General features: G+C 64.1%; 22 protein-coding genes. 5 read left to right on the forward strand and 17 right to left on the reverse strand.

Annotation, left to right across the window (positions count from 1 at the left end; all coding sequences use genetic code 11):
- Positions 1 to 39: 39 nt before the first annotated feature.
- The 16 genes from ACZ5BO_RS04585 to gcbA form a co-directional block, all read right to left on the reverse strand.
- Positions 40 to 483 (reverse strand): SMI1/KNR4 family protein, encoded by a 444-nt coding sequence (locus tag ACZ5BO_RS04585; protein WP_464698464.1) that lies wholly within the window; start codon positions 481 to 483, stop codon positions 40 to 42.
- Positions 480 to 1,025: a CPCC family cysteine-rich protein gene (locus ACZ5BO_RS04590; protein ID WP_464698466.1), complete on the reverse strand. Its 546-nt coding sequence runs from the start codon at positions 1,023 to 1,025 to the stop codon at positions 480 to 482. Before ACZ5BO_RS04590 ends, ACZ5BO_RS04585 begins: the two co-directional genes overlap by 4 nt.
- Positions 1,026 to 1,035: 10 nt before the next feature.
- Positions 1,036 to 1,488 (reverse strand): hypothetical protein, encoded by a 453-nt coding sequence (locus tag ACZ5BO_RS04595; protein ID WP_025130557.1) that lies wholly within the window; start codon positions 1,486 to 1,488, stop codon positions 1,036 to 1,038.
- A gap of 36 nt (positions 1,489 to 1,524) precedes the next feature.
- Positions 1,525 to 2,121, reverse strand: a complete 597-nt coding sequence (locus ACZ5BO_RS04600) for a MarC family protein (protein ID WP_022642054.1) — start codon at positions 2,119 to 2,121, stop codon at positions 1,525 to 1,527.
- Positions 2,122 to 2,184: 63 nt separating this feature from the next.
- Positions 2,185 to 4,971 carry a hybrid sensor histidine kinase/response regulator gene (locus tag ACZ5BO_RS04605; RefSeq protein ID WP_025130558.1) on the reverse strand — a complete coding sequence of 929 codons (2,787 nt, stop codon included), beginning with the start codon at positions 4,969 to 4,971 and terminating at the stop codon, positions 2,185 to 2,187.
- Between the two features lie 99 nt (positions 4,972 to 5,070).
- Entirely contained in the window at positions 5,071 to 6,360 is a 1,290-nt protein-coding gene (purD, locus tag ACZ5BO_RS04610; protein ID WP_025130559.1) for a phosphoribosylamine--glycine ligase, read from the reverse strand.
- 168 nt (positions 6,361 to 6,528) lie between these two features.
- Entirely contained in the window at positions 6,529 to 8,136 is a 1,608-nt protein-coding gene (gene purH, locus ACZ5BO_RS04615; RefSeq protein ID WP_025130560.1) for a bifunctional phosphoribosylaminoimidazolecarboxamide formyltransferase/IMP cyclohydrolase, read from the reverse strand.
- 82 nt (positions 8,137 to 8,218) lie between these two features.
- Positions 8,219 to 8,539: a DNA-binding transcriptional regulator Fis gene (gene fis, locus ACZ5BO_RS04620; RefSeq protein WP_003186237.1), complete on the reverse strand. Its 321-nt coding sequence runs from the start codon at positions 8,537 to 8,539 to the stop codon at positions 8,219 to 8,221.
- A complete protein-coding gene (gene dusB, locus ACZ5BO_RS04625) occupies positions 8,536 to 9,549 on the reverse strand; it encodes a tRNA dihydrouridine synthase DusB (RefSeq protein ID WP_025130561.1) in 1,014 nt (337 codons plus the stop codon). Before dusB ends, fis begins: the two co-directional genes overlap by 4 nt.
- A gap of 196 nt (positions 9,550 to 9,745) precedes the next feature.
- Positions 9,746 to 11,065: a DUF3426 domain-containing protein gene (locus ACZ5BO_RS04630; RefSeq protein ID WP_464698474.1), complete on the reverse strand. Its 1,320-nt coding sequence runs from the start codon at positions 11,063 to 11,065 to the stop codon at positions 9,746 to 9,748.
- A 30-nt stretch (positions 11,066 to 11,095) separates the two neighbouring features.
- Positions 11,096 to 11,974, reverse strand: coding sequence for a 50S ribosomal protein L11 methyltransferase (prmA, locus tag ACZ5BO_RS04635; RefSeq protein WP_025130563.1), 879 nt, complete (start codon positions 11,972 to 11,974; stop codon positions 11,096 to 11,098).
- A gap of 267 nt (positions 11,975 to 12,241) precedes the next feature.
- On the reverse strand, positions 12,242 to 13,603 hold the full coding sequence (gene accC, locus ACZ5BO_RS04640) for an acetyl-CoA carboxylase biotin carboxylase subunit (protein ID WP_464698476.1): 1,362 nt from the start codon (positions 13,601 to 13,603) through the stop codon (positions 12,242 to 12,244).
- Between the two features lie 17 nt (positions 13,604 to 13,620).
- On the reverse strand, positions 13,621 to 14,082 hold the full coding sequence (gene accB, locus ACZ5BO_RS04645; protein ID WP_464698478.1) for an acetyl-CoA carboxylase biotin carboxyl carrier protein: 462 nt from the start codon (positions 14,080 to 14,082) through the stop codon (positions 13,621 to 13,623).
- Positions 14,083 to 14,106: 24 nt separating this feature from the next.
- Positions 14,107 to 14,562, reverse strand: a complete 456-nt coding sequence (gene aroQ / locus ACZ5BO_RS04650; RefSeq protein WP_025130565.1) for a type II 3-dehydroquinate dehydratase — start codon at positions 14,560 to 14,562, stop codon at positions 14,107 to 14,109.
- Between the two features lie 324 nt (positions 14,563 to 14,886).
- Complete coding sequence (locus ACZ5BO_RS04655) at positions 14,887 to 16,848, reverse strand: methyl-accepting chemotaxis protein (protein ID WP_464698480.1); 1,962 nt, start codon at positions 16,846 to 16,848, stop codon at positions 14,887 to 14,889.
- A 53-nt stretch (positions 16,849 to 16,901) separates the two neighbouring features.
- Positions 16,902 to 18,572 (reverse strand): diguanylate cyclase GcbA, encoded by a 1,671-nt coding sequence (gcbA, locus tag ACZ5BO_RS04660; RefSeq protein ID WP_025130567.1) that lies wholly within the window; start codon positions 18,570 to 18,572, stop codon positions 16,902 to 16,904.
- 291 nt (positions 18,573 to 18,863) lie between these two features.
- Here gcbA and ACZ5BO_RS04665 point away from each other — a divergent pair, with 291 nt between their 5' ends.
- From ACZ5BO_RS04665 to ACZ5BO_RS04685, 5 genes are all read left to right on the forward strand, one after another.
- The gene (locus tag ACZ5BO_RS04665; RefSeq protein ID WP_025130568.1) at positions 18,864 to 19,931 is read left to right on the forward strand and encodes a DUF2333 family protein; all 1,068 of its coding nucleotides are present in this window, start codon (positions 18,864 to 18,866) and stop codon (positions 19,929 to 19,931) included.
- A gap of 3 nt (positions 19,932 to 19,934) precedes the next feature.
- On the forward strand, positions 19,935 to 20,471 hold the full coding sequence (locus ACZ5BO_RS04670) for an NUDIX hydrolase (RefSeq protein ID WP_025130569.1): 537 nt from the start codon (positions 19,935 to 19,937) through the stop codon (positions 20,469 to 20,471).
- 197 nt (positions 20,472 to 20,668) lie between these two features.
- The gene (locus ACZ5BO_RS04675; protein ID WP_464698483.1) at positions 20,669 to 21,040 is read left to right on the forward strand and encodes a translation initiation factor Sui1; all 372 of its coding nucleotides are present in this window, start codon (positions 20,669 to 20,671) and stop codon (positions 21,038 to 21,040) included.
- Positions 21,041 to 21,262: 222 nt separating this feature from the next.
- A complete protein-coding gene (gene speA, locus ACZ5BO_RS04680; protein WP_025130571.1) occupies positions 21,263 to 23,176 on the forward strand; it encodes an arginine decarboxylase in 1,914 nt (637 codons plus the stop codon).
- Positions 23,177 to 23,498: 322 nt separating this feature from the next.
- A complete protein-coding gene (locus ACZ5BO_RS04685) occupies positions 23,499 to 24,374 on the forward strand; it encodes an alpha/beta hydrolase (protein WP_464698485.1) in 876 nt (291 codons plus the stop codon).
- Here the strand turns inward: ACZ5BO_RS04685 and ACZ5BO_RS04690 are convergent.
- Positions 24,368 to 25,714, reverse strand: coding sequence for an MATE family efflux transporter (locus tag ACZ5BO_RS04690; RefSeq protein ID WP_464698487.1), 1,347 nt, complete (start codon positions 25,712 to 25,714; stop codon positions 24,368 to 24,370). The two genes, ACZ5BO_RS04685 and ACZ5BO_RS04690, sit on opposite strands and share 7 nt — an antisense overlap.
- Between the last annotated feature and the right edge of the window lie 50 nt (positions 25,715 to 25,764).

Consider the following 25,764-nt stretch of genomic DNA (forward strand, 5'->3'; position numbering starts at 1 on the left):
CTGCAAGGCTCAAGGGCCTCTTCGCCGGCAAGTCGACTGCTACGGGTCGCTGGGCTCGGCAGTCAGCAGCCAGCTGATGAATTCGAAGAAGCTGGCCCATCTGGCGGGAATGCGGCCGGCGACGAAGGCTTCCCAGTCGCCCAGGTCGAAATCCCAGACACCGCCGCTGTGCTTGTCCAGCAAATAGCCGCCTTCGCCTTGCAATGAGGTGAAGGCGACGAAGTGCTGGGGCAGTTCCCAAACCTCGTGGATGAACTCGGTGGCCGCGAGGATCTCCTCGCCGGGTCCGACAAGGTCGAAGAGCATTTCGTTGCTGGCACGGCTGCTGAAGTCGGCGGGGTGGCAGGCCAGGTGGACCTGCGCGAACTCGCTGTCCTGGGCGATGCCCAGGGCTTCCAGGGCTTGGCTGACTTCGCCGGCTTCAGGGCGCGGGCGGTAGCGGGGCTGGGCTTCGATCAGGGCAATCAGGGGTGCTGGAATCATGTTGGGTACTCGGCGGCGCGAGGCCACTTGTCCAGGGGCAGGTGGTCCTGGTGGCGGGCAAAGTGTTCCCGGGCCTGGCCCAGGGTTTGATGGTTCGGTCCGCTCGGCACATCCAGCGCTTCGCTGCCGTCGTCTTCCCAATGGCACAGGTCGCAGATCTCGTACGTGGCCCGCTCCGACAGGGTTCGATAGCCACAGCAGGGGCAGGCCTCCCGGTGTTCGAGGCCTGGGCTGACGAGGTAATCGCCTAGCCCGGCTTCACGCAGGCAGCGCATCAGATACAGGTGGCTGACGCCACGGTATTCGGCGCGCAGGGCGATCAGCAGCAGCGCTGCGTAGCGTGGGTCCTGTGCCTCTTCCGGGGGCTCCGGTTGCGTCAGGATCTGTTGTTGCAGGCTGGGTGCAAGTGTCGCGAACTCAAGGTCGTCGCTGTCTATCCCCCACCAGTTCAGGAGGTGGGAGGCCCGAGCGTCAGCATTGAGGCCGGGCAGCCGGTGTCTGCTCAAGAGGTCGATGGCGGCGTTGGCGGTGAGTGTTTCCATGGGGCTCGGTTCAGGGCCAGGTCAGGGTCAATTGGTCGGGGCGCTGAATGGGGATTCGCACCCTGACCCCGGAGGTCGATTCGGCAAGGACGTATTGATCCTCAATCTCTACCCGGTTGAAGGGGTTGGTGTCCCGCAAGGCAATCAGCCAGATCAGTGCATCCGCATCTTTTTCCTGCAAGGCCAGGAAGCCATCTGCGCCATGAGCGCTGCACTCGCCGGCCCTGGCCTGCCAAGGCCCGCTGCTGGCGACGCATTGCGCCAGGGCCGCGAGGCCCTCGCAGCCCTGGCCGGCGCTGTAGTCCGAGGCCGGCATCCACCGCTTGTTGATCAGTTGGGGATGTTCATGGGGCAGCTCGAACAGGCAGTAGAAGCCAGCGCCCAGGGAGATGGAGTTCTCCCGGGGGTAGCGTTCGTCCTGCCATTGCTGCTGGATGAGTTGGCGGTCTTCACTGCCGGGCATGTGATGTTCCTTATCCGCTGCCGGGTCGAGCCGGTGTCAGGGCACCAGATAGCCCCTGACCCCGGTAAAGATGATCTGCGCCGCCAGGGCGCAGACGAACAACCCCATCAGCCGGCTGACGATCTGCAGGCCCTGGTCGCCGAGGATCCGTTCGATGCGGTTGGACAGGTACAGCACCACGCCCACGGTGAGGCTGGCCAGGGCGATGCTGAGGATCGCGGTGAGCTTGTCGTCCCAGTGCGGCTGGCTGACGCCCATGACCAGCAGGGCACCGATGGTGCCCGGGCCGACGGTGAGAGGAATGGTCAGCGGGACTATGGTCACGTCCTGCTGCACGTTGTCGGTCTGTACCGCCGACTTGCCCTGGGCCATGCCTAGGGCGGAGATGAACAGCACGCTGCCCGCGCCGATGCGAAAGGCGTCCACGGTGATGCCGAACACGCCGAAGATCACCCGGCCGAAGAGGTACAGCAGGACGCTGGAGACCAGGGTCGCCAGGGCGACTTTCCAGGCCAGGCGCCGGCGTTCCTTGAGGGAGTAGCCGCGGGTCAGGCTGATAAAGCACGACAGCACGAAGAACGGGCTATAGAGCACCAGCATCTTCAGGTAAACGCTGAACAGCACGTGGAGCATGGCGGGAGCTCACGACTAAGGAGGGCGAGCGAGAGTTTAACAGGCGCCGCCGAGACTGTCGGCTCAACTGGTGTGCGCGGCGTTGCGTTCGCGCAGGTCGCGCTGGGTCACCCAGTGTTCCACCAGTTCGCGCAGCTGCGAGAGCTCCACCGGCTTGGCCATGTGCCCGTCCATGCCGGCCTGGCGCGCGCGCTCCTTGTGCTCGGCAAGGATGTGCGCGGTGAGCGCCACCACCGGGGTACGCACCCGTTGGTTGCCGACTTCCCAGGCCCGCAGTTGCTGGGTGGCGGAGAAGCCGTCGAGCACCGGCATTTCGCAATCCATCAGCACCAGGTCGTAGCGCTTGGCTTTCATCGCCTGCAGGGCCTCTTCGCCATTGCTGGCGGTGTCGGGCTGCAGGTTGAGCTTGCCCAGCATGCCGCGGATGACCTTGGTGGAGATGCTGTTGTCCTCGGCCACTAGGATGCTGAAGTCGCTGGGCACAGTGACCGATGCCGGGGCCGGGGGCGGATTGAGCGGCAGGTTGTAGGGCGCTGTCGGTGCCTTGTCGCGCTGGCTGAGCTCGTCGGCCAGGGTGGTCTTGAGGGTGTAGCCGGCCACTGGCTTGGCGAGGATGCGCTTGATCCCGGCATTGCGTGCAATCACCTTGCTCGGCGCATTGCTGATGCCGGTGAGCATCACCAGCAGGATGTCGTGGTTCAGGCTCGGGTCTTCCTTGATCTTGGCCGCCAGTTGCATGCCGGTCATGCCGGGCATGTTCTGGTCCAGCAATACCACATCGAAGTAGTCCCGCAGGTGCGCCTTGGTGCGCAGCAGGGCCAGGGCTTCCTTGCCCGACGGCACGGCGCTGACGTTCAGGCCCCAGGCGCTGCATTGCTGCACCAGGACCTTGCGGCAGGTGTCGTTGTCGTCCACCACCAGTACCCGCGCGCCTTGCAGCGGGCCGTCGAGGTCGGCGGTCGGGTGCTCCAGGCGTTCGGCGTCCAGGGGCAGGGTCAGCCACAGGGTGCTGCCTTGCTGGGTACCGCTCTTGATGCCGAACTCGCCGTGCATCAGCAGGATCAACTGACGGGCGATCACCAGTCCGAGGTTGCCCCCCAGGCGGGTGGTGGCGAGGAAGTTCTTGCTGTGCAGCTCGGTGTGCAGCAGGGCCTCGCGCTCTTCGGCGTCCATGGGCTGGCCGCTGTCCTGCACGGCGATGCGCAGGCGCGGCTTGCTGCTGCGCTCGTCGAGGGCGACGACGATCAGCACCTCGCCTTCGTCGGTTTTCTTCAGGGCGTTTTCCAGCAGGCTCAGCAGGGCTTGGCGCAGGCGCGTCGGATCGCCGCTGATGACCCGCGGCACTTGCGGCTGGATGAAGCTGATCAGCTCGACATTCTGCTGTTCGGCCTTGGCCCGGAAGATGCTCAGGCAGTCCTCGATCAAGGCGTTGAGGTCGAATTGCACGTCGTCCAGCTCGATCTGCCCGGACTCCAGCTTGGAGATGTCGAGGATCTCGTTGATCAGGGTCAGCAGCTCGTTGCCGGCGCTGTGGATGGTCTGCACGTAGTCGCGCTGCTTGACCGACAGTGGTGTGCCCAGCAGCAGTTCGGTCATGCCCAGCACGCCATTCATGGGGGTGCGGATTTCATGGCTGATCTTGGCCAGGAACTCGGCCTTGGCGTTGACCTCGGCGGTGCTGGCGGCCAGGTCGCGGCTGACGCTGAAGCGGTTCTCGGTGATGCTGCGCTGGCGCTCGCCCAAGGCAACGCTCATCAGCAGGCCGGCGATGCACACCACGCTGAGCAGGGTGACGATCAGGCCTTGCGGCGGTACCAGGGTCAGGCCGAGCAGGGCCGGGAGGATCACCAGGGTGCCGAGGTTGAAGATCACCATCGCGGCCACGAACAGCCGCGCCGGGCGATAGCCCTGATGCCAATGGTAGCCGCCGACGAACAGCATGCTCAGGCCGGCCAGGGCCACCAGGCCATAGGTGATGACATTCAAGGGCAGGGTGCTGACGAACAGCAGCAACAGGCCGAACAGGCTGATCAGCAGGATGTTGCCCAGCAGCAGCCGGTTCAGTGGATGCGGGCCCAGGGGGGCGAAGAAGCGGTAGGCGAACATCATCCCGCACGGGGCGGTCAGCAGCAGGGCGACATAGGCCCCTGGGGTCTGCAGCGCTTGCCAGTCCGGCAGCCAGGGCGCCAGCAGGTTCAGCAGCATCAGCAGGCTGAGGGTCAGCAGGCTCTCGCAGGCCGCCAGCCACAGGCTGCTGCGCGAGCGGGTGTAGGCGAAGCGCGTGAGGTTGTGCAGGATCAGCATCGCCAGGCAGCCGAAGAGCAGGCCGTAGATCAGCGTCTGGCTCTGGTCGGCGGCGGCCGTCACCGCCGATTGCAAGGTGATGTAGGGGCGCAGTTCGTGCTCGGACACCAGGCGCACATAGACTTCCAGGGGCTTGGCGCTTTGCGGCAGCGGCAACATGAAATCGCTGCTGGGCAGGGGCTTTTGCGCCTGGGAACGGCTGGAGCCGGTGTTCACTTGCTCGATCAGCTTGTCGCCGTCGAGCACATAGAGATTCAGGTGGGACAGGTCGGGCGCGAAGATCCGCAGCACCTGCTCGTGGGTTCCCGGCTGGAGTTTGAAGCGCAGCCACAGGGCGCCATCGGGCTCGGCGGCGGTCAGCTTGTCCAGTTCGATCGGGCTGAATTGATTGGTGTAGCGCGGGGAGCGGATGTCACTGAGCTGCAGGTCGGCCTGTTCGTCGAGCAGCACCGCCCAGCCACTGCCTTGGGCGGCCAGGGCCGGGGTCAAGCAGAGCAGGGTCAGCAATGTGACGGTGAAGCCTAGGGCAATCCTGAGCCAGCGCACGGCGAAATCCCTTCGTTGGTTGATGCCTGATTATAACTATGCGCGGCGTAATAGCCGCCCGGCAAGGGCTTGAACCCCTTGCCGGAGGCTTGGACGGCCTTACTCCTGGCCACGCTCGCGGGCAATGGCACGGTAGCCGATGTCCTTGCGGTAGAAGCAGCCTTGCCAGTCGATCTTGGCTGCCAGGCGGTAGGCTTGCTGCTGGGCCGCATCGACGCTGTCCCCCATGGCCGTGGCACAGAGCACCCGGCCGCCGGAGGTCACCACCTGGCCGTCCTTGAGTGCGGTGCCGGCGTGGAAGACCTTGCCTTCCAGAGTGGCGGCGGCGTCCAGGCCGGTGATCGCGGCACCCTTGGCGTAGTCGCCCGGGTAGCCGCCGGCGGCCAGCACGATGCCCAGGCTCGGACGTGGATCCCATTGTGCTTCGACCTTGTCCAGGGCCTGGGCCAGGGCGGCTTCCACCAGCAGCACCAGGCTCGACTGCAGGCGCAGCATCACCGGCTGGGTTTCCGGGTCGCCGAAGCGGCAGTTGAACTCGATGACTTTCGGGTTGCCGGCCTTGTCGATCATCAGGCCCGCGTAGAGGAAGCCGGTGTAGACGTTGCCTTCCTCGGCCATGCCGCGCACGGTCGGCCAGATCACCAGGTCCATCACCCGCTGGTGCACATCGGCGGTGACCACCGGTGCCGGCGAGTAGGCGCCCATGCCACCGGTATTGGGGCCAGTGTCGCCGTCACCGACGCGCTTGTGGTCCTGGCTGGTGGCCATGGGCAGGACGTTCTTGCCGTCGACCATGACGATGAAGCTGGCTTCCTCGCCGTCGAGGAACTCCTCGATGACCACGCGGGAACCGGCGTCGCCGAAGGCATTGCCGGCGAGCATGTCACGCACTGCGTCCTCGGCTTCGGCCAGGGTCATGGCGACGATCACGCCCTTGCCGGCGGCCAGGCCGTCGGCCTTGATCACGATCGGTGCGCCTTTCTCGCGCAGGTAGGCCAGGGCCGGCTCGATCTCGGTGAAGTTCTGGTAGTCGGCGGTGGGGATCTTGTGCCGAGCCAGGAAATCCTTGGTGAAGGCCTTCGAGCCTTCCAGCTGAGCCGCGCCGGCGGTCGGGCCGAAGCAGTCCAGGCCACGGGAGCGGAACAGGTCGACCACGCCGGCCACCAGCGGCACTTCCGGGCCGACGATGGTCAGGGACACGTTCTTCTCTGCAAAATCTGCAAGCTGTTCAAGGGCCAGCACGTCGATATCGACGTTCTCGCACTTGGCCTCGATGGCGGTGCCGGCGTTGCCCGGGGCGACGAATACTTTTTCGACCCGTGGGTCCTGAGCGACTTTCCAGGCCAGGGCGTGTTCACGACCGCCGCTACCAATGATCAAAACGTTCAAGTCAGACTCCTTCGGAGGAAGCTACAAGCCGCAAGCTGCAAGTGAAGAGCAATCTGGGTCGCTCTGAAGTGCGGCGTGCGGCTTTGAATGAGAAAGGCTGCAAGCGCAAGCAAGGGCGACTGCGGTCGGCTCTGGCTTGTCGCTTGCAGCTTGATGCTTGTGCTGCTCTTAGTGACGGAAATGACGCATGCCGGTGAAGACCATGGCAATCCCGGCTTCGTCGGCTGCGGCAATCACTTCGGCATCACGCATCGAGCCGCCCGGCTGGATCACTGCGGTAATACCGACCTTGGCGGCGTTGTCCAGGCCGTCGCGGAACGGGAAGAACGCGTCGGAGGCCATGACCGAACCGGCTACCTGCAGACCGGCGTGCTCAGCCTTGATGGCGGCGATCCGCGCGGAGTTCACGCGGCTCATCTGGCCGGCGCCGACACCGATGGTCTGGCGGTTCTTGGCGTAGACGATGGCGTTGGACTTGACGTACTTGGCGACTTTCCAGGCGAAGATCAGGTCGTTGATCTCTTGCTCGGTCGGGGCGCGCTTGGTCACCACTTTCAGGTCATCGGCACCGATCATGCCGATATCACGGCTCTGCACCAGCAGGCCGCCGTTGACGCGCTTGTAGTCCCAGGCTGCGGCGCGGTCAGCCGACCACTCGCCGCAGGCCAGCAGGCGCACGTTGGCCTTGGCGGCGACAATGGCGCGGGCTTCTTCGCTGACGCTCGGGGCAATGATCACTTCGACGAACTGACGCTCGACGATGGCCTTGGCGGTTTCGGCATCCAGCTCGCGGTTGAAGGCGATGATGCCGCCGAAGGCCGACTCGGTGTCGGTGGCGTAGGCCAGTTCGTAGGCCTGGCGGATGCCGCCTTCAGCGTCGGGGCTAACGGCTACGCCGCACGGGTTGGCGTGCTTGACGATGACGCAGGCCGGCTTGACGAAGCTCTTCACGCATTCCAGGGCGGCGTCGGTGTCGGCCACGTTGTTGTACGACAGCTCCTTGCCTTGCAGCTGGGTAGCGGTGGCGATGCCGACCTCGGCCGGCTTGGCTTCCACGTAGAACGCCGCGCTCTGGTGCGGGTTCTCGCCGTAGCGCATTTCCTGGGCCTTGATGAACTGGCTGTTGAAGGTCCGCGGGAACTCGCTGCGGCCTTCTGTGCTCAGGGTCTCGGCGGCCTGGTTCACGGTGCCCATGTAGTTGGCGATCATGCCGTCGTAGGCCGCGGTGTGTTCGAAGGCCTTGAGCATCAGGTCGAAGCGCTGGGCGTAGGTCAGGCCGCCGGCTTTCAGGCCTTGCAGGACGCTGGCGTAGTCGCTGGCGTTGACCACGATGGCCACGTCTTTGTGGTTCTTGGCCGCCGAGCGAACCATGGTCGGGCCGCCGATGTCGATGTTCTCGATGGCGGTCGGCAGGTCGCAGCCTGGCTTGTTGATGGTGGCTTCGAAGGGGTAGAGGTTGACTGCCACCAGGTCGATCGGCTTGATGCCGTGCTCGTTCATGATGGCGTCGTCGATGCCGCGACGACCGAGGATACCGCCGTGGATTTTCGGATGCAGGGTCTTCACCCGGCCGTCCATCATTTCCGCGAAACCGGTGTAATCCGCGACTTCCACTGCGGACACGCCGTTGTCCTGCAGCAGTTTGAAGGTCCCGCCGGTGGAGAGGATCTCCACGCCGAGGGCTTCCAGCTCCTTGGCGAATTCGAGGATCCCGGTCTTGTCGGAAACACTGATCAAGGCGCGGCGGATCGGCAGGCGGGTAGTCTGGTCGGTCATCTCAATTTCCATCAAAAGCAAAGGAGTCAGCAAAAAAGGCGACCGTTTTTTACGCGGGCGCCTTTCTGGTTTGATTGAATGCTTACAACAAATCGTACTGCTTGAGTTTCTTGCGCAGGGTGCCGCGGTTCAGACCCAGGAGTTCGCTGGCCTTGGTCTGGTTGCCCTTGACGTAGTTCATCACGCTTTCGAGCAACGGAGCCTCGACTTCGGAGAGCACCAGGTTGTACACGTCCGTGACGGCAGCGCCCTCAAGGTGGGCGAAATAATTGTGCAGCGCCTTCTCGACACTCCCGCGAAGGGTCTGGCCTTCTTCGCTGGGGGTATTGAGGTGCTGTTTCAAATTCACGTTGTCGCTCACGGGTGTAGTTCCACTCACTAAAGTCTCGGTCATCATCGTCATGCGGCCACCCCCTCTCCGTCCCCTGTCGCCAGGCTCTTGTAACGCCCGGCGAAGAACTCCCGAACGTTGGCGCATTGTGCTTCCGTATCTTCCAAACGATTGAAGTGGGCGCGAAACTCCCTGGCGCCCGGCAGGGTTGCGAGATACCAGCCCACATGCTTGCGCGCAATGCGTACGCCCATGACATCCCCATAGAAGGCATGCAGCGCGGCCAGGTGCTCTAGCAGAATACGTTCCACCTCGAACAGCTCCGGGGCCGGGAGGGTTTCACCGGTGCTCAGGAAGTGTTCGATTTCACGAAAAATCCATGGCCGCCCTTGGGCGGCCCGGCCGATCAACAGCCCGTCGGCGCCGGTAGCGTGCAATACGTGCCGGGCCTTTTCGGGTGAGTCGATGTCGCCATTGGCGAAGACCGGAATCGACACCGCCTGCTTGATCGCGGCAATGGTGTCGTACTCGGCTTCACCGGTATACAGGTCGGCCCGGGTCCGACCATGGACCGCCAGTGCCGTAATGCCTGCCTGCTCGGCGATCTTCGCCACCGTGAGGCCGTTCTTGTTCTCCCGGTCCCAGCCGGTGCGGATCTTCAGGGTGACCGGTACATCCACCGCGGCCACCACCGCCTGGAGAATCTCGTTGACCAGGGCTTCGTCTTTCAGCAACGCGGAACCGGCGGCCTTGTTGCAGACCTTCTTCGCCGGACAACCCATGTTGATGTCAATAATCTGTGCGCCCAACTCGACGTTGGCGCGGGCGGCGTCTGCCAGCATCTGTGCATCGCCACCGGCGATCTGTACCGAGCGGGGCTCGGGATCGCCTTCGTGGATCATGCGCAACCGCGATTTGCGGCTGTTCCACAAGCTCATGTCGCTGGTGACCATTTCCGAGACTACAAGGCCCGCGCCTAATTGCTTGCAAAGCTGACGAAAGGGCTGGTCGGTGACCCCCGCCATCGGGGCGAGAATCAAGCCGTTGTGCACTGTGTATGGGCCGATGCGTACCGCCGACATAGGACTTCCCTGTTGTGGGGCCGGATCATGAGAGTTCGAAAAAGGGTTGGCATGATACCCGCTCTCGATGACCGGATAAAGGCTGAATTGGATAAAATCTGAACAGTTCTTCCGTTATCGCCCCGGGATTAATCTGGGCGATGCAGTCATAAATCTGTCGTCAATCCAGAATTTTCCATCAGCTTGTTTGGCTGATTCACTCGGGCGAGTGGAAACTCAGACTGTAGTTCACAGCTTTCGGTCCTGGGTCGAGAATATCCAGGGCGATGTGAATGGGCGTCTGCGGCGGCATTTCCGCGGCATCCTGCAAGTCGCCACCCAGGTATTCCCCAGGCTTGAAGCTGCGGCTGGCAATCAGATGGCCATTGAGGTCGGCGAAGCGCAGTTCCAACAACGGGAAGGGCTGGGAGAAGGGCGCGCGGTTGTAGATGATGGCGTCCACCACCAGGGCCCCGCTGAACTCCGGATGGCTGCGCACCACCAGGTTGCTGCTCTTGATCCGGGCGATATCGACCCGGGACGGCACTGTGCAGCCCAGTTCCGGGCACAGTTCCTGGAACCAGGGGCGGTACTGGTCCTGGCGCGCCAGTTCATCGAAGTGATAGGCGACGTACTGGCCTACCAGGCCACCGGCAGCCAGCAGGATCAGCAGCAACCAGAGCAGGCGTCGGCCCCAGGGCGAACGTCGCTTTTGCCAATCGAGGTGCAGCGGGTCGTCCACCAGGTCCAGCAGCACCTCTTCCTTGACTCCGGGCTCGTTGCGCTCGCGGCGCTTTTTGCCTTGGGCGGCTGGCTCGGGCGGCTCGTCCTGTTCGCTGGGGTCGGCTGCAGGATGAGCGGCCAGGGGTTCGAGGTCATCATCCAGGCGCAACCGTGGAGCCTGGGGCTCGTCATCCAGGTCCGCCAGGTTGAACGACAGCGACGGTTCGGTGCGGCTGGGCTTGGGTGGCTCGGGGCTGGTCTCGGTGTCGCTCGCTTGCATCTTGAGGGGCGAGGGCTCGTCTTCGTCCTGTTCGGCGGCACTGCCGAACAGCCCATCGGGCCAGTTCGCCTCATCGGCATCCCGGGTATCGCGTCGGGCGCTGAGGCTGCCTTCCTTGTGCTCGCGTTCCTGGCCAAAGGTCTTGGCCGGCTGGATCTCGCGCTGTTCGAGCTTGGCCAGTTCTTCGTCGAGGTCCAGGTGATCCAGGTCCATCTCGGCGGCCGACCACTGTTTCTGGCTGATGGCACGCTGAGGGGTGGCAGGCGCGGTCGGCGGCGGCAGATCCGTTTGGGGCGCCGCGGCTGCCGGTGTTGCCGGCGCCGCGGGAGCGACCGGCGGTACTGCCGGTTTGGCAGTGGCTTTCGGCGTGGCAGCTTCCCTGGCCGCGCGTTGCTCGAGCAACTGCCGCGCGGCGTTGAACACCTGCAGGCAGGAGCCACAGCGAACCACCCCGCGGGCCACGCTCAATTGAGCGTGGCTGACGCGGAACCTGGTTTGGCAATGCGGGCACTGGGTGACGAAGCTGTCGGTCATGCGGCCATCCGGATTATGCAGGCGGCCATTCTAGCGCCGACGGCCGGTGATGCGCACCCAGCCATCGAGGGTGGCGATCGGGTCCAGATCGAAGTCCTGGGCATAAGCGGCAGCCACTTCTTCGCCTTGTTCGGCGAGGATGCCCGACAGCGCCAGGCGCCCACCGGACTTGACCAGGCCCGATAGCTGCGGGGCCAGGGAAACCAGGGGGCCGGCGAGAATGTTGGCCACCAGCACGTCGGCCTGGACCTGGGGCAGTTGTTCCGGCAGGTACAGCGGGAACAGAGCCTCGGCAATGTTGTTGCGCCCGGCGTTGTCACGGGAAGCTTCCAGGGCCTGCACGTCGATATCGGTGCCGACGGCCTGCCTGGCTCCCAGCAGCAGGGCGGCGATGGCGAGGATCCCCGAGCCGCAGCCGAAGTCCAGTACGTCGCAGCCCTTGAGGTCCTGGCCGTCCAGCCATTCCAGGCACAGGGCGGTGGTCGGGTGGGTGCCGGTGCCAAAGGCCAGGCCCGGGTCCAGCAGCAGGTTGACGGCCTCCGGCTCCGGCGCGGCGTGCCAGCTCGGGACAATCCACAGGCGCTGGCCGAAGCGCATGGGCTGGAAGTTGTCCATCCAGCTGCGTTCCCAGTCCTGGTCTTCGATGACTTCGCTGTGGTGCTCGGGCAGTGGGCTGCCGGTCAGCAGCTCGAGGTGAGCGAGTACGCTGGCGGCTTCGGTGCCGCCTTCGAACAGGGCCAGCAGGTGGGTGTGGGACCACAGCGGGGTGGTATTGAGTTCGGGTTCGAAGATCGGTTGATCCTCGGCGTCCATGAAGGTCACCGAGACGGCGCCGACTTCAAGAAAAGCGTCTTCGTAGGTTTCGGCTTGTTCTGGGCTGATGGCGAGACGGACTTGCAGCCAAGGCATGGCGGGCACCTTCGAAAAATGTGATGTGCAGCCTAGCGGGCCGCGAGAAGCGCGCAAGTTTACGCGAGACGACCCGTGGGAGCGAGGGGGATGCCTGGTTCTTGCTTGCGATAGCGGCTGATCAGGCAATCTAGGCAATGGCGCGCTGCGCGGTTCGCGGTTCGCGGTTCGCGGTTCGCGAGCAGGCTCGCTCCTACAGAGCGCGGGGAGACAAGCAGATACGCCAAGGCCGCTCGAAAGCGGCCTTGGCGGTGTGGCGGTTGCCGATCAGTGTTGCTCGGCCAGCTTGTGCTCGAGGTAGTGAATGTTCACGCCCCCTGTGCAGAAGCCTTCGTCACGGGTCAGGTCGCGGTGCAGCGGGATGTTGGTCTTGATCCCGTCGACGACGATTTCGTCCAGCGCATTGCGCATGCGCGCCATGGCTTCGTCACGGGTGGCCCCGTAGGTGATCAGCTTGCCGATCAACGAATCGTAGTTCGGTGGAACCGCGTAACCGCTGTACAGGTGCGAGTCGACGCGCACGCCGTTGCCGCCCGGAGCATGGAAATGCTTGACCGTGCCGGGGCTTGGCATGAAGGTTTTCGGGTCTTCGGCGTTGATCCGGCATTCCAGCGCGTGCCCGCGGATGACCACGTCATCCTGGGTGAACGACAGCTTGTTGCCGGCGGCGATGCTGAGCATCTCCTTGACGATGTCGATACCGGTGACCATTTCCGAAACCGGGTGCTCTACCTGCACGCGAGTGTTCATCTCGATGAAGTAGAAGCGGCCGTTCTCGTAGAGGAACTCGAACGTGCCGGCGCCACGGTAGCCAATGTCGATGCACGCCTTGACGCAGCGGGCGAAGACTTCCTGGCGAGCAGTCTCGTCGATGCCCGGTGCCGGCGCCTCTTCGAGGACCTTCTGGTGCCGACGCTGCAGCGAGCAGTCGCGGTCGCCCAGGTGAATGGCATTGCCCTGGCCGTCGGACAGTACCTGGACTTCCACGTGACGTGGGTTGGTCAGGAACTTCTCCAGGTAGACCATCGGGTTGCCAAACGCCGCGCCCGCTTCGGAGCGGGTCAGCTTGGCCGAGGCGATCAGGTCTTCTTCCTTGTGCACCACGCGCATGCCGCGACCACCGCCGCCGCCAGCGGCCTTGATGATCACCGGGTAGCCGACTTCACGGCCGATGCGCAGCGCGGTTTCCTCGTCTTCCGGCAGCGGGCCGTCGGAACCTGGAACCGTGGGTACGCCGGCGGCGATCATGGCGTGCTTGGCAGAAACCTTGTCGCCCATCAGGCGGATGGTCTCGGCTTTCGGGCCGATGAAGGCGAAGCCGGAGTTTTCCACCTGTTCGGCGAAATCGGCGTTTTCCGCGAGGAAGCCGTAGCCGGGGTGGATAGCGGTGGCGCCAGTGACTTCAGCGGCGGCGATGATGGCCGGGATGTGCAGGTAGGACTGTGCGGCTTGCGCAGGCCCGATGCAGACGGACTCGTCCGCCAGGCCCAGGTGCATCAGCTCCTTGTCGGCCTTGGAGTAGACGGCGACGGTCTTGATCCCCATTTCCTTGCAGGCACGCAGGATCCGCAGGGCGATTTCGCCGCGGTTGGCGATCAGGACTTTTTCCAACTTCGCAGGCTTCAACATCAAAGACTCTCCGCGGTTCAAACGATGGTGAACAGCGGTTGGTCGTACTCAACCGGCTGGCCGTCTTCGACAAGAATGGATTCGATCACACCGCTGGTTTCAGCTTCGATGTGGTTCATCATCTTCATCGCTTCGACGATGCACAGGGTGTCGCCTTTCTTCACGCTCTGGCCGACTTCGACGAAGGCTGGCGAGCTAGGCGAAGATTTGCGGTAGAAGGTACCGACCATCGGCGAGCGGGCCACGGTGCCATTCAGTGCCGGAGCGGCTGGGGCGGCAGGTGCAGCGGCAGCGGCTGGAGCGGCGGCGGCAGGTGCAGCTACGGGGGCGGCTACCGGAGCCGGTGCGTAGTACTGCTGGGCTGGAGTCTTGCTGTGGCGGCTGATGCGTACGGACTCTTCGCCTTCCTTGATCTCCAGCTCGTCGATGCCGGACTCTTCCAGCAGTTCGATCAGTTTCTTAACTTTACGGATATCCATGAATCATCAACTCCCAAGGGTCGGTCAGGGGCGTTTAGCTTGTTGTTCAAGCTGCTCTAGTGCGGCCTCCAGGGCCAGTCGGTAACCGCTGGCGCCAAGGCCGCAGATCACTCCCACCGCAACGTCGGAGAAGTAGGAGTGATGGCGGAAAGGTTCGCGTTTGTGCACGTTAGACAAATGCACTTCGATGAATGGGATGCTCACCGCCAGCAGCGCGTCACGTAATGCGACGCTTGTATGCGTAAAAGCTGCTGGATTGATCAGAATGAAATCCACGCCTTCATCCCGTGCGGCATGGATGCGCTCGATCAATTCGTACTCGGCGTTGCTCTGCAGGTACTGCAGATGGTGCCCGGCATCACGGGCCCGCTGCTCCAGATCCTGATTGATCTGGGCCAGGGTGGTTGCACCGTAGACCCCCGGTTCACGGGTGCCGAGCAGGTTCAGATTGGGTCCGTGAAGAACCAGTAGGGTGGCCATCGGTTGTTCCTTGTTATCGGGGTGCTGTTGTCAGAACCCGGCGACTATGCCGGAAAGACTTTATGACTGTCCAGTTCTCGGCAATAGCCAGCACGATGACCGATGTTTGCGCAAAATATGTGACCAAGCGATTAAATCCGGTCATTTGCCTGCAAGCCATGTGGAGGGGCGTGTTTGCCGTGGGTTTCGCCGATGTTGCGCTCCAGTGCTGTCAGGCTGGGCGCCGCGGGCGAAGCGGGCAGTTTCAGCCCGTCTCCAGGTATTTCATGCGGCGAGGTCCTTGCCCTAGGCGTCGAGGCCGGTCTCGGGCGGGCGTGTCCGGGGTCAGACGCGGAAGGCTTGCACTGCCGTGTGCAACTGGCCGCCCAGGTCCAGCAGGTTGTCGCCCTGGGCCCGGCCTTCGCCGATGCGTTGCAGGTTGTCGCCGCCCAGTTGATGGATACGCTCACTGTGGTCGCGGATCTCGCTCACCGCGCCGCTTTGCTGGGCGGTGACATCGGCGATCCGCACGGCGGTCTCGGCAATGGTCTGGATCGCCCCGACGATTTCGTCCAGGGCGCCATCGGCAGCCTGGGCCTGGCTGGCGGTGGCCTCGGCATGCTCCACCTGGGCACGCATGCCCTGCACCGATTGCTGCGCGGCGCTCTGCAGGCCGGCGATCAGGCTCTGGATCTCTGCGGTGGCCCCGGCGGTGCGCTGGGCCAGGGTACGCACCTCTTCGGCGACCACGGCAAAGCCGCGGCCCATTTCGCCGGCGCGGGCGGCTTCGATGGCTGCGTTGAGGGCCAGCAGGTTGGTCTGGTCCGCAATCGAACGGATCACCGTCAGCACGCCGCCGATGGTGGCGGACTCCTGTGCCAGGTGTTCGATCATCTGCGCATTGCCCTGCACCTCGCCCACCAGGGCGTGCAGCCCGGTCAGGCTCAGGCCAATGACTTTCTGCCCTTGCTGCACTGCCAGCCCGGCGCTGCGGCTGGCATCGGCGGCCTGGCTGGCGTCGCCGGCCACTTGCTGGATGGTGGCTTCCAGTTCGCCCAGGGCATCGCGGATCTGCGCAGTATCGCCAGCCTGGCGCTCGGCGCCGCTGTGCAGGCCGCTGCTGAGGTCGGCCAGGGCCCGGCTGCTGCCGGCCACCTGTTCGGCGTTCTGGCGAATGGTGCCCACCAGGTCCACCAGATAGGCCCGCAAGCGGTTCAGGGATTCTTCGATGGCGTGCAGTTCGTAATTGGTCTTGCCCAGCTGGATCGGCCGGCTGAAGTCGCCATCGGCCCAGGTCGACAGCGCCGGGGCCAGATTGGTCAGGACCCGGGCCAGCCGGCGCTGCAAGGTGTCGATCACCAGGGCGATCAGCAGGATCAGGCCGATCATCAGGCCCTGCATCAGTCGTACCTCGCCCTGGATCTGCCCGTGCTGGGCGCGCACCGCAGGTTCCAGCTCGGCGATGGCCTGGCGTACGGCAGTAATCTTCAACAGGGTCGCGGCGCTCAGGTCGGCACGTTTCTGGATCTGTTGCCGGGTGCGCTCAAGTTCTGCGGGGTAGCGGTTGAGCAGGCTGTTGAGTTCGCGCTTGAGGCCGACGCCGACGTCTTCGGCAGCGGCCTTCTGGGTGTTTTCCAGCCCCATCAGGGCGGCGAAGTCGTCGGTGCCGGATTCGCTGCTGGCGGTCACGCCCAATAACGGCAGGGCCTCGATCAGCTCGGCCTGGGCGCGGATGTTGTTCACTTCGCGCTCGACGTCGGCAGCCAGTTCACTGCGGCCACTGCTCACCAGCTTGTCCCGGGCCAGGGACAGCTTGCCCAGGTGCTGCGAAGCCGTCAGCAGCAATGGCAGGTAGGCTGCGGCATCGGTTTTCCCGGTGCCACTGGCGTACTGGCTGAACTGCTCCAGGTTGGCGCTCAGTTCCCGCTCGGCCTGCAGCAGCAGGGCCTGCGGATCGCCCGCCAGCTTGCCTGCCGCCAACAGGTCGGTCTTGCTGAACTCGTCGAGGCTGGCCAGGCTCGGGCGCAGGCTTTGCGCGAGTTGCGGTGGCAGCTCGGCCAGTTCGCTCTGCAGGGTCTCGATCGCCTGGGCGGCACTGCTCAGGCGCAGCGCGTCGCCACTGGCCAGGTAGTCCTCGATATTGCGCGCCACTTGATTCTGAAACTGCTGGGACAACCCCAGGTACCGCTCCATCAGCAGGTAGGGGCGCTCCAGGGCTCGCTGCGACCACCAGAGCGTCGCCCCCAGGGCCAGGCACACGGCAACTAATAGCAGGGTGTTGAGATTGGTCAGCAGCTTCAGGCGCATCGGGGCTCTACCAACGGCTTAAATGGTAAGCGCCCGAACTTATTGCGTTTGTATTACAAGGTTATGACCGAATCAGTGGATTCGGATGAAAAAGTGGCACTTTGACTTGATTGCCGCGCGGCCTGCACCCGGTTGCGTCCGCCGTGCTTGGCGCGGTACAGGGCCTCGTCCGCCTGGCTGGCCATCATCAGGCTGTCGGAGTCTTGCTGCATTTCCACCACCCCGGCGCTGAAGGTGCACCACAGGTCCTGGGGCTGAGCCGGGTAGTGGATCTCGGCAAAGCGCTGGCGGATTTCATCGAGCACCTTGCAGGCGGCTTCCTGGTCGGTGTCGGGCATGACGATGGCGAACTCTTCACCGCCGTAGCGGCCGATGAAGTCGGTCTTGCGCAGACGCTGCTTGAGGAACAGCGCCAGGCTCTTGATCACTCGGTCGCCCATGGGGTGGCCGTGGCTGTCGTTGACCCGCTTGAAGTGGTCGATGTCGAGCATGGCGAAGCTCAGTGGCTTGCCCTCGCGGCGAGCGCGGAAGCTGCAGTCTTCGAGCAGTTGCAGGATGTGGGTATGGTTGTACAGCCCGGTGAGGCTGTCGCGGACCATCCGCGCCTTGAGGTTGCGCGCCCGGGCCGCGCGGTTGCGCACGGTGGTGATCAGGTGGCGCGGCTTGATCGGTTTGGTGAGAAAGTCGTCGCCGCCTTCGCTCATGGCGTCGAGCTGCTTGTCCAGGTCGTCCTCGGCCGACAGGTAGATGATCGGCACGCTGACGTAGCGGTCGTTGTGGCGGATCACCTTGGCCAGCTCGGTGCCGGTGCAGGCCGGCATGTACATGTCGAGGATGATCAAGTCCGGCTGGAAGTCCGCCAGCTCGGCCATGGCCTGGATCGGCTCGATCAGGGTACGGGTAACGATCCCGGCGCTGTTGAGCAGGCGCTCGGTGTGCAGCGCCTGGGCCCGGGAATCGTCGATGATCAGCACTTTATAGGGCTCGTACTGGGCGACGCAGGTCAGCACTTCGATCTTTTCCAGCAGGCTGGAGGCTTCCAGGGTGCCGGTGAGAAACTCCTGGCCACCGGCGCGCACGGCCGCCAGGCGGGTCGGGGTATCGGTTTCATGCAGGCTGAAGAACAGCAGCGGCAGCTTCTGCTCCAGTCCGAGCTGGGCCTCATCGGCCAGGGTCAGGCCGATGCCGGGGCCGCAGAAATCCACATCGATGACAATCGCCGCCGGCAGGCGCTCGACCATGGATGAGCGAAACGCCGCGACGCTGTCCAGGGATTGGGCGCTGAGGCCGAAGAACTCCAGCTGCTTGGCCAGGCGCTCGGCCCGGTCGTGATCCTGCAGCATCACGTAGATCGGTTTGCGCAGCGGTGGCAGGAAGGTTTGTTCCAGCTGATCGCCGTGACGCAGCCCGGTACGCGACAGGCGTTGCATCAAACGGTTGAGGTCGGTGATGAGGTTGCTGCTCAGGCGCCCGCGGTTGGCATCCACGGCTTCCAGCGACTGGCTGATGCTGCGGGCCAACTGAGTGTGTTCGGGTTGTTCGAAGCGTTCGGCGAACCGCAGCAGGCGCAGATTGGCCTCGCACAGTTCCGACATGTCAGTGGTCGACCATTCGCTGCGCTGCAGACGCTGCCATATCTCAAGAATCTGACGTGCCTGATGAATTACCCGCTGGGCAAAGTGGTGCTTGAGGCGCTCACGGCTGGGGTCTTCTGGCTCGGTCATATCCTGACTACTAGTTAGGGTGCATGCTGAGATCGACTGGTGGCTCTATGCTAGCACCACTTTTGCGTCCCATGAGTGTCGTACGTCAATAATGTGCAAGGCGAGCCGATTCAGTTCCTGACCGGCTGGTCGCATAGGCTTCGGGACTGTGCTTCATTTATAGTGGCTGCCTGATTCGCAATCATTGCGCGGCGCGCATTTGCCGGAAGAGATATCCCGTCAAGGCAAGGCACGATGGAGTAGGGTTGTGGTCGAACCGATGAACCCAAAAGTGATTGAAAGGACATAGCCATGCTGGATTGGAAGAATCGCGCAGGCAGCGCGCCGGATCGGGCTGCCGAACCCAAGTCGGCGACACGCAGCTATTTCGGTGGCCTGCTGTTCAGCCGCGCCCTGGCCACCTTGCTGGGCCTGTACTTGTTGGTCACCGGTGCCCTGGGCTGGTACTGGAGCCAGGAACCGGCGCTGTTCCCGGTCCAGCAGAACGCCCAGATTGCCGCCGAGAAGGAAGGCCGGCAGATGGTGGTGGGCTACACCACCGTGGAAACCCTCAAGACTGTGGCCGGTACCCTGCTGGACAAGCCGGGCGGCTATATCTCCAACGACCGCTTCCCGCCGGGCCTGTGGATGGACAACATGCCGAGCTGGGAATACGGCGTGCTGGTCCAGGTCCGCGACCTGACCCGTGCCCTGCGCAAGGACTTCGCCCGCTCCCAGTCGCAGTCCGCCGAGGATGCCGACCTGGCCAAGGCCGAGCCGCGCTTCAACTTCGACAACAAGAGCTGGGTGCTGCCATCCAGCGAGTCGGAGTATCAGGACGGCATCAATTCCCTGAGCCGCTACCAGGCGCGCCTGTCCGACCCGAACCAGAAGACCGCGCAGTTCTATGCCCGTGCCGACAACCTCAACAACTGGCTGGGTGATGTCGGTACGCGCCTGGGCTCGCTGTCCCAGCGGCTCTCGGCCAGCGTCGGCCGGGTCAAGCTCAACACCGCGCTGAAAACCGAAACCCCGGCCCCGGGCCAGGCGCCGCAGGTGGACGAGGTGGTGGAGGAAACCCCGTGGATGCAGATCGACAACGTGTTCTACGAGGCCCGTGGCCAGGCCTGGGCGCTGTCGCACCTGTTGCGGGCGATCGAGGTGGATTTCGCTGATGTACTGGCGAAAAAGAATGCCACGGTCAGCGTGCGCCAGATCATCCGTGAACTGGAGGCCTCCCAGGAACCGGTCTGGAGCCCGATGATCCTCAACGGCAGCGGTTTCGGGATATTGGCCAACCACTCGCTGGTGATGGCCAACTATATTTCCCGGGCCAACGCGGCGGTCATCGACTTGCGCCAACTGCTCAATCAAGGCTGATCCATGGTCGCAACCACCAATGAGGCGGCCCATCGCGCCGCCTCCGACGCAGAACAGATCGCCTGGGTCGATGGCGAAGACCAGTTGCTGGGTGCCATGGTCCGTTCCGAGCTGCGCGAGCGCGGCCTGATCGGCCGGGGCACCTACATCATGCTGTTCAACTCCGCCGGTGAGCTGTGCGTGCACCGGCGCACCCTGAGCAAGGCCATCTACCCGGGCTACTGGGACGTCGCCGCCGGCGGCATGGTCCTGGCCAGCGAGAGCTATGCCGAGTCGGCCGCCCGGGAACTGGAAGAAGAGCTGGGGGTGAGCGGGGTGGAACTGGTCGCCCACGACCACTTCTTTTTCGAGGACACCGGCAACCGTCTCTGGTGCTCGGCGTTCAGTGCCGTGTGGGATGGCCCGCTGCGCCTGCAGCCTGAAGAAGTTCTCGAAGCGCACTTCCTGCCACTGGATCAGGTGCTGCGGGAAATCCACGAAAAGCCCTATTGCCCGGACTCTCTGGCCGCCTTGCAACGCTATCTGGCCCGACGTCGCTAAAGTTGCATAAATTGGCGCTGATTGGCTCTTAGCAAGTGGGCTTTTTGCCGTTACACTGCGCGCCTTTTCAAGCTGAGCCGGCGTTGTCTTTTATCCGCCGTCGGCCCAGTAGCGCTGCCCCTGCCTGAGTGGGGCTTCGCGGTCGATGGCAGCGCCATATGCTTCGACCAGTCTTTGTCCTCCCAAGAGGATTGCCGGTGGCCAAAAAAGCCGCATCCTTCGCCGCCCTTGGTGGCCTGGTGTTTTCCACCGACGCAGGTCGACATTGCCCGGACTGTAGCCAGCCGGTGGCCGCCTGTATCTGCAAACAAACCCTGATTCCGGCCGGCGACGGCATTGCCCGCGTGCGCCGCGAAAACAAGGGCCGTGGCGGCAAGACGGTGACCACCATCACCGGCGTGCCCCTGGCCGAGGACGCCCTCAAGGAGCTGGCCGCGACGTTGAAGAAACGTTGCGGTACCGGTGGCGCCTTGAAGGACGGTGTCATTGAGATCCAGGGCGATCACGTCGAGCTACTCTTGGCGGAGCTGGTCAAGCAGGGATTCAAGGCGAAGAAGTCCGGCGGCTAGCAGCCTCTGTGAAAACCACCTCTGACTGGATGCGGTCCCGGGTTGCCCGGGATGCAGGCGGCGTCTCCATGGTTTTCACAGAGCCTGTTCATGAACGGTTTCTAAACTCAGTACTGCGAGCGCGGTCTATTGCCCTTGCAGGCTAATCGTCATTTTCATTCTTTAGACTGCGCCAGCCCTGGATTGGGGCGGCGCTCTATGACTTCTTTATAGGGGACTTCGATGTCCGTACGACGCACACGTAAAGACGATGGCAGCCAATGGACCGTTGCGGACAGCCGCAGTGTCTATGGGATTCGCCATTGGGGGGCCGGGTATTTCGCGATCAATGACGCCGGTCGCGTCGAAGTTCGTCCGAACGGCCCGAGCAGCTTGCCCATCGATCTGTTCGAACAAGTCGAGGAGCTGCGCAAGAGCGGCTTGTCCCTGCCTTTGCTGGTGCGCTTCCCGGACATTCTCCAGGACCGCGTGCGCCAGCTGACCGGCGCCTTCGATGCCAACATCGAGCGCCTGGAGTACCAGAGCAAATACACCGCGCTGTACCCGATCAAGGTCAACCAGCAGGAAGCGGTGATCGAGAACATCATCGCCACCCAGAACGTCTCCATCGGCCTGGAAGCCGGCTCCAAGCCGGAGCTGCTGGCGGTCCTGGCCCTGGCGCCCAAGGGCGGCACCATCGTCTGCAACGGCTACAAGGACCGTGAGTTCATCCGCCTGGCGCTGATGGGCCAGAAGCTGGGCCACAACGTGTTCATCGTCATCGAGAAAGAGTCCGAAGTGGGCCTGGTGATCGAGGAAGCGGCATCCCTCAAGGTCAAGCCACAGGTGGGCCTGCGGGTGCGCCTGTCGTCCCTGGCGTCGAGCAAATGGGCCGACACCGGCGGCGAGAAATCCAAGTTCGGCCTGTCGGCGGCGCAGTTGCTGTCGGTGGTCGAACGCTTCCGCGCTGCCGGCCTGGACCAGGGCATCCGCCTGCTGCACTTCCACATGGGCTCGCAGATCGCCAACCTGGCGGACTACCAGCACGGCTTCAAGGAAGCCATCCGCTACTACGGCGAGCTGCGCAACCTCGGCCTGCCGGTGGATCACATCGACGTCGGCGGTGGCCTGGGCGTGGACTACGACGGCACCCATTCGCGCAATGCCAGCTCGATCAACTACGACATGGACGACTACGCCGGCGTGGTGGTGGGCATGCTCAAGGAATTCTGCGATGCGCAGAACCTGCCGCACCCGCACATCTTCTCCGAGAGCGGCCGCTCCCTGACCGCCCACCACGCGATGCTGGTGGTACAGGTGACCGACGTCGAGAAACACAACGACGACGTGCCGCAGATCGACAACAAGGCCGAGCTGCCGGAAACCGTGCAATGGCTGGTGGACCTGCTGGGCCCGACCGACATCGAGATGGTCACTGAAACCTACTGGCGCGCCACCCACTACATGAGCGATGTGGCCGCCCAGTACGCCGACGGCAAGCTGACCCTGGCTGAAAAAGCCCTGGCCGAGCAGTGCTACTTCGCCGTGTGCCGCCGCCTGCACAACTCGTTGAAGGCTCGCCAGCGCTCCCACCGCCAAGTGCTCGACGAACTCAACGACAAGCTGGCCGACAAGTACATCTGCAACTTCTCGGTGTTCCAGAGCCTGCCGGACACCTGGGCCATCGGCCAGGTGCTGCCGATCCTGCCGCTGCACCGTCTCGACGAAGAACCACTGCGCCGTGCGGTGCTGCAGGACCTGACCTGCGATTCCGACGGCAAGATCAAGCAGTACGTCGACGAGCAGAGCATCGAGACCAGCTTGCCGGTGCATGGTCTCAACGAAGGCGAGGACTACCTGCTGGGGATCTTCCTGGTGGGCGCCTACCAGGAAATCCTCGGTGACATGCACAACCTGTTCGGTGACACCGACTCGGTGAACATCTACCAGCGGGCCAATGGCAGCGTGTACCACGCCGGCATCGAGACCCACGACACCATCGAGGACATGCTGCGCTATGTGCACTTGTCGCCGGAGGAGTTGATGACCCACTACCGCGACAAGGTGGCCAGCGCCAAGATCAGTACGGCCGAGCGCACCCAGTTCCTGGACGCCCTGCGCCTGGGCCTGACCCGCTCGTCCTACCTGTCTTCCTGACACCCTGGGCATCCCCGCTGATGCCTGTTGGTCCATGAAAAACGCCGCGTCCTGTCCATCAGGAGGCGGCGTTTTTTGTACCCGCTGCCCTATCGCTTGGTGGCCAGGGAGTTTGCTCCTGTTCGGTCGCGTCGCGGGCGTGAATCCTGAATTCGATCTTCCCCGGTCACCACCCCACGGTGCCCAGCGCGTGCCGGCCCCCTCGCCACCTGTATGCGCATGACCGGCCTCATCCCGTTCTGTTGCTTGTCAGCGCCCACAACTCAGTCTTTGCAGCTAGCCTGCTGGAAGCGCTCCGCGGTGGAGGCACAGAGGATTGGCGATGCCTCATCGATCAAGGAACACCTTGCGTCTACTGTTCAGCGGACTGTTGATCAGCCTGCTGGCAGCCTGTTCGCCGCTCAAGGTACTCAATGCCCTCACCCCCGGCAGCAGCTTCACCAAGACCTCGGGCATTGCCTATGGCAGCGACCCGCGGCAACGGCTCGATGTCTACCGGCCCAGGCAGGCCGCGCCCGGTGCACCGGTGGTGGTGTTCTTCTACGGAGGCAGTTGGAACAGTGGTTCACGCAGCGACTACGATTTTGTCGGCGAAGCCCTGGCTTCCCGGGGCATGGTGGTGGTGATTGCCGACTATCGGCTTTATCCCCAGGTGCGCTACCCGGCGTTTCTCCAGGATGGGGCCCGGGCCGTGGCCTGGACCCATGAACATATCGCCGACTTTGGGGCCGACCCGCAGCGCCTGTACCTGATGGGCCATAGCTCGGGGGCCTACAACGCGGCGATGCTGGCCCTGGATCCTCGGTTGCTGGCAGAGGTCGACTTGACGCCGCGGATCATCAAGGGCTGGATCGGCCTGGCCGGGCCCTATGACTTTCTGCCCATTCGCAACATCGAGGTGCGCCCGGTGTTCTTCTATCCCGACTCGCCGCCGGACTCGCAGCCGATCAACCATGTCAGCCACGACGCTCCGCCGGCGCTGCTGATGGCCTCCAACGATGATTCCCTGGTCAATCCGCAGCGCAACACCGGCGGCCTGGCCAGCAGGTTGCGGGCGGCAGGCGTGCCGGTGCAGGAGTTCTATTTCTCCCGTACCAGCCACGCGACCTTGGTTGCCGCTTTGTCCCGGCCGCTGCGGAGACTGGCCCCGGTGCTTGAGCGGATCAGTGGTTTCGTCGAGTCGACAGCGGTTCAGTGAGCACGAGCAAACCAGCCGTCGCGGCGGTCCAGGCGCCAGGCGAAGGCGCCCAGGGTCAGGCTGCGCAAGAGCATGAACAGTAGGAACGTCAACCACAGGCCATGATTGCCCAAGCCTTGCAGGGCCCAAGCGAACGGTGCGAGCAGTAGCACGCTGAGGAGCATGCCGTTGCGCATTTCCCGGGCCCGGGTGGCGCCGATGAACAGGCCGTCCAGCAGGTAGCTCCAGACCGCAATCAGCGGCAGCACGGCGAGGTAGGGCAGGTAGGTAAAGGCGGTCTGGCGGACTTCGGGGATGTCGGTCTGCATTTCGATGAACAGGTGGCCGCCCAGCAGGAACAGGACGGCGAACCCCAGGCTGGCCAGCAGCGACCAGCCGCCGGCCACCACCAGCGAGCGGCGCAGGGCCTGGCGGTCATGGGCGCCGATGGCGTGGCCGCACAGCGCCTCCACCGCGTGGGCCAGGCCATCCAGGGCGTGGGCGGTGAGCAGCAGGCCATTGAGCAGCAGGGCATTGGCCGCCACCGTCGCATCGCCGAGGCGCGCGCCCTGGACGGTGATCAGGAAAAACACCGATTGCAGGGCCAGGCTGCGGATGAAGATGTCGCGGTTCACCGCCAGCAACGGGCGCCAGCTCTGCCAGCGCCGCAAGGCGGCCCAGACGATCTGGCCCGGGTAGGCGCGCAAGGCCGGGCGGGTCATGGCCAGGCCGATCAGCGCGCCACTCCATTCGGCGATGACCGAGGCCCGGGCCGAACCGGCCACGCCCCAGTCCAGCCCGAGGACGAACCACAGGTTGAGGGCGATGTTCAGCAGGTTGGTGCTGAGCAGGATGATCAACGGTGCCCGGGCGTTCTGGGTGCCGAGAAACCAGCCCACCAGGGCGAAACTGGCCAGGGCGGCGGGCAGGCCCAGCAGGCGGGTGTGGAAAAACGTCCGGGTCATCTGCTCCAGCTCTGCCGAGGGTTGCATCAGGTGCAACGCTGCGCCGCTCAGCGGCACCCCGATGCTCCCCAGTAGCAACGCCAGGCCCAGGGCCAGCAGCAGGCCCTGCAACAGGATCTGTCGCAGCGCTGCTCCATCGCCGCGTCCTGCCGCCTGGGCGGCAAAACCGGTGGCGCCCATGCGCAGGAAGCCCATGGCCCAGGCAAGAAAGGTATAGAGGCTGGCGCCGACCGCCACGGCTCCCAACTGATGGGCATGGGGCAGGTGGCCGATGACGGTGCTGTCCACCAGGGCCACCAGGGGCACGGAAATGTTCGACAGGATCATCGGCGCGGCCAGGGCCCAGACGCGACGATGAGTGGGGCGATGACGCCAATCGGTGATCAGGGGGGACATGCGGGCTCCTTGCGAGAGCGAGCATTGTAGCCCGGCGCGCGGTGGCGCCG

The sequence above is a fragment of the Pseudomonas sp. FFPRI_1 genome (genome assembly GCF_055384485.1).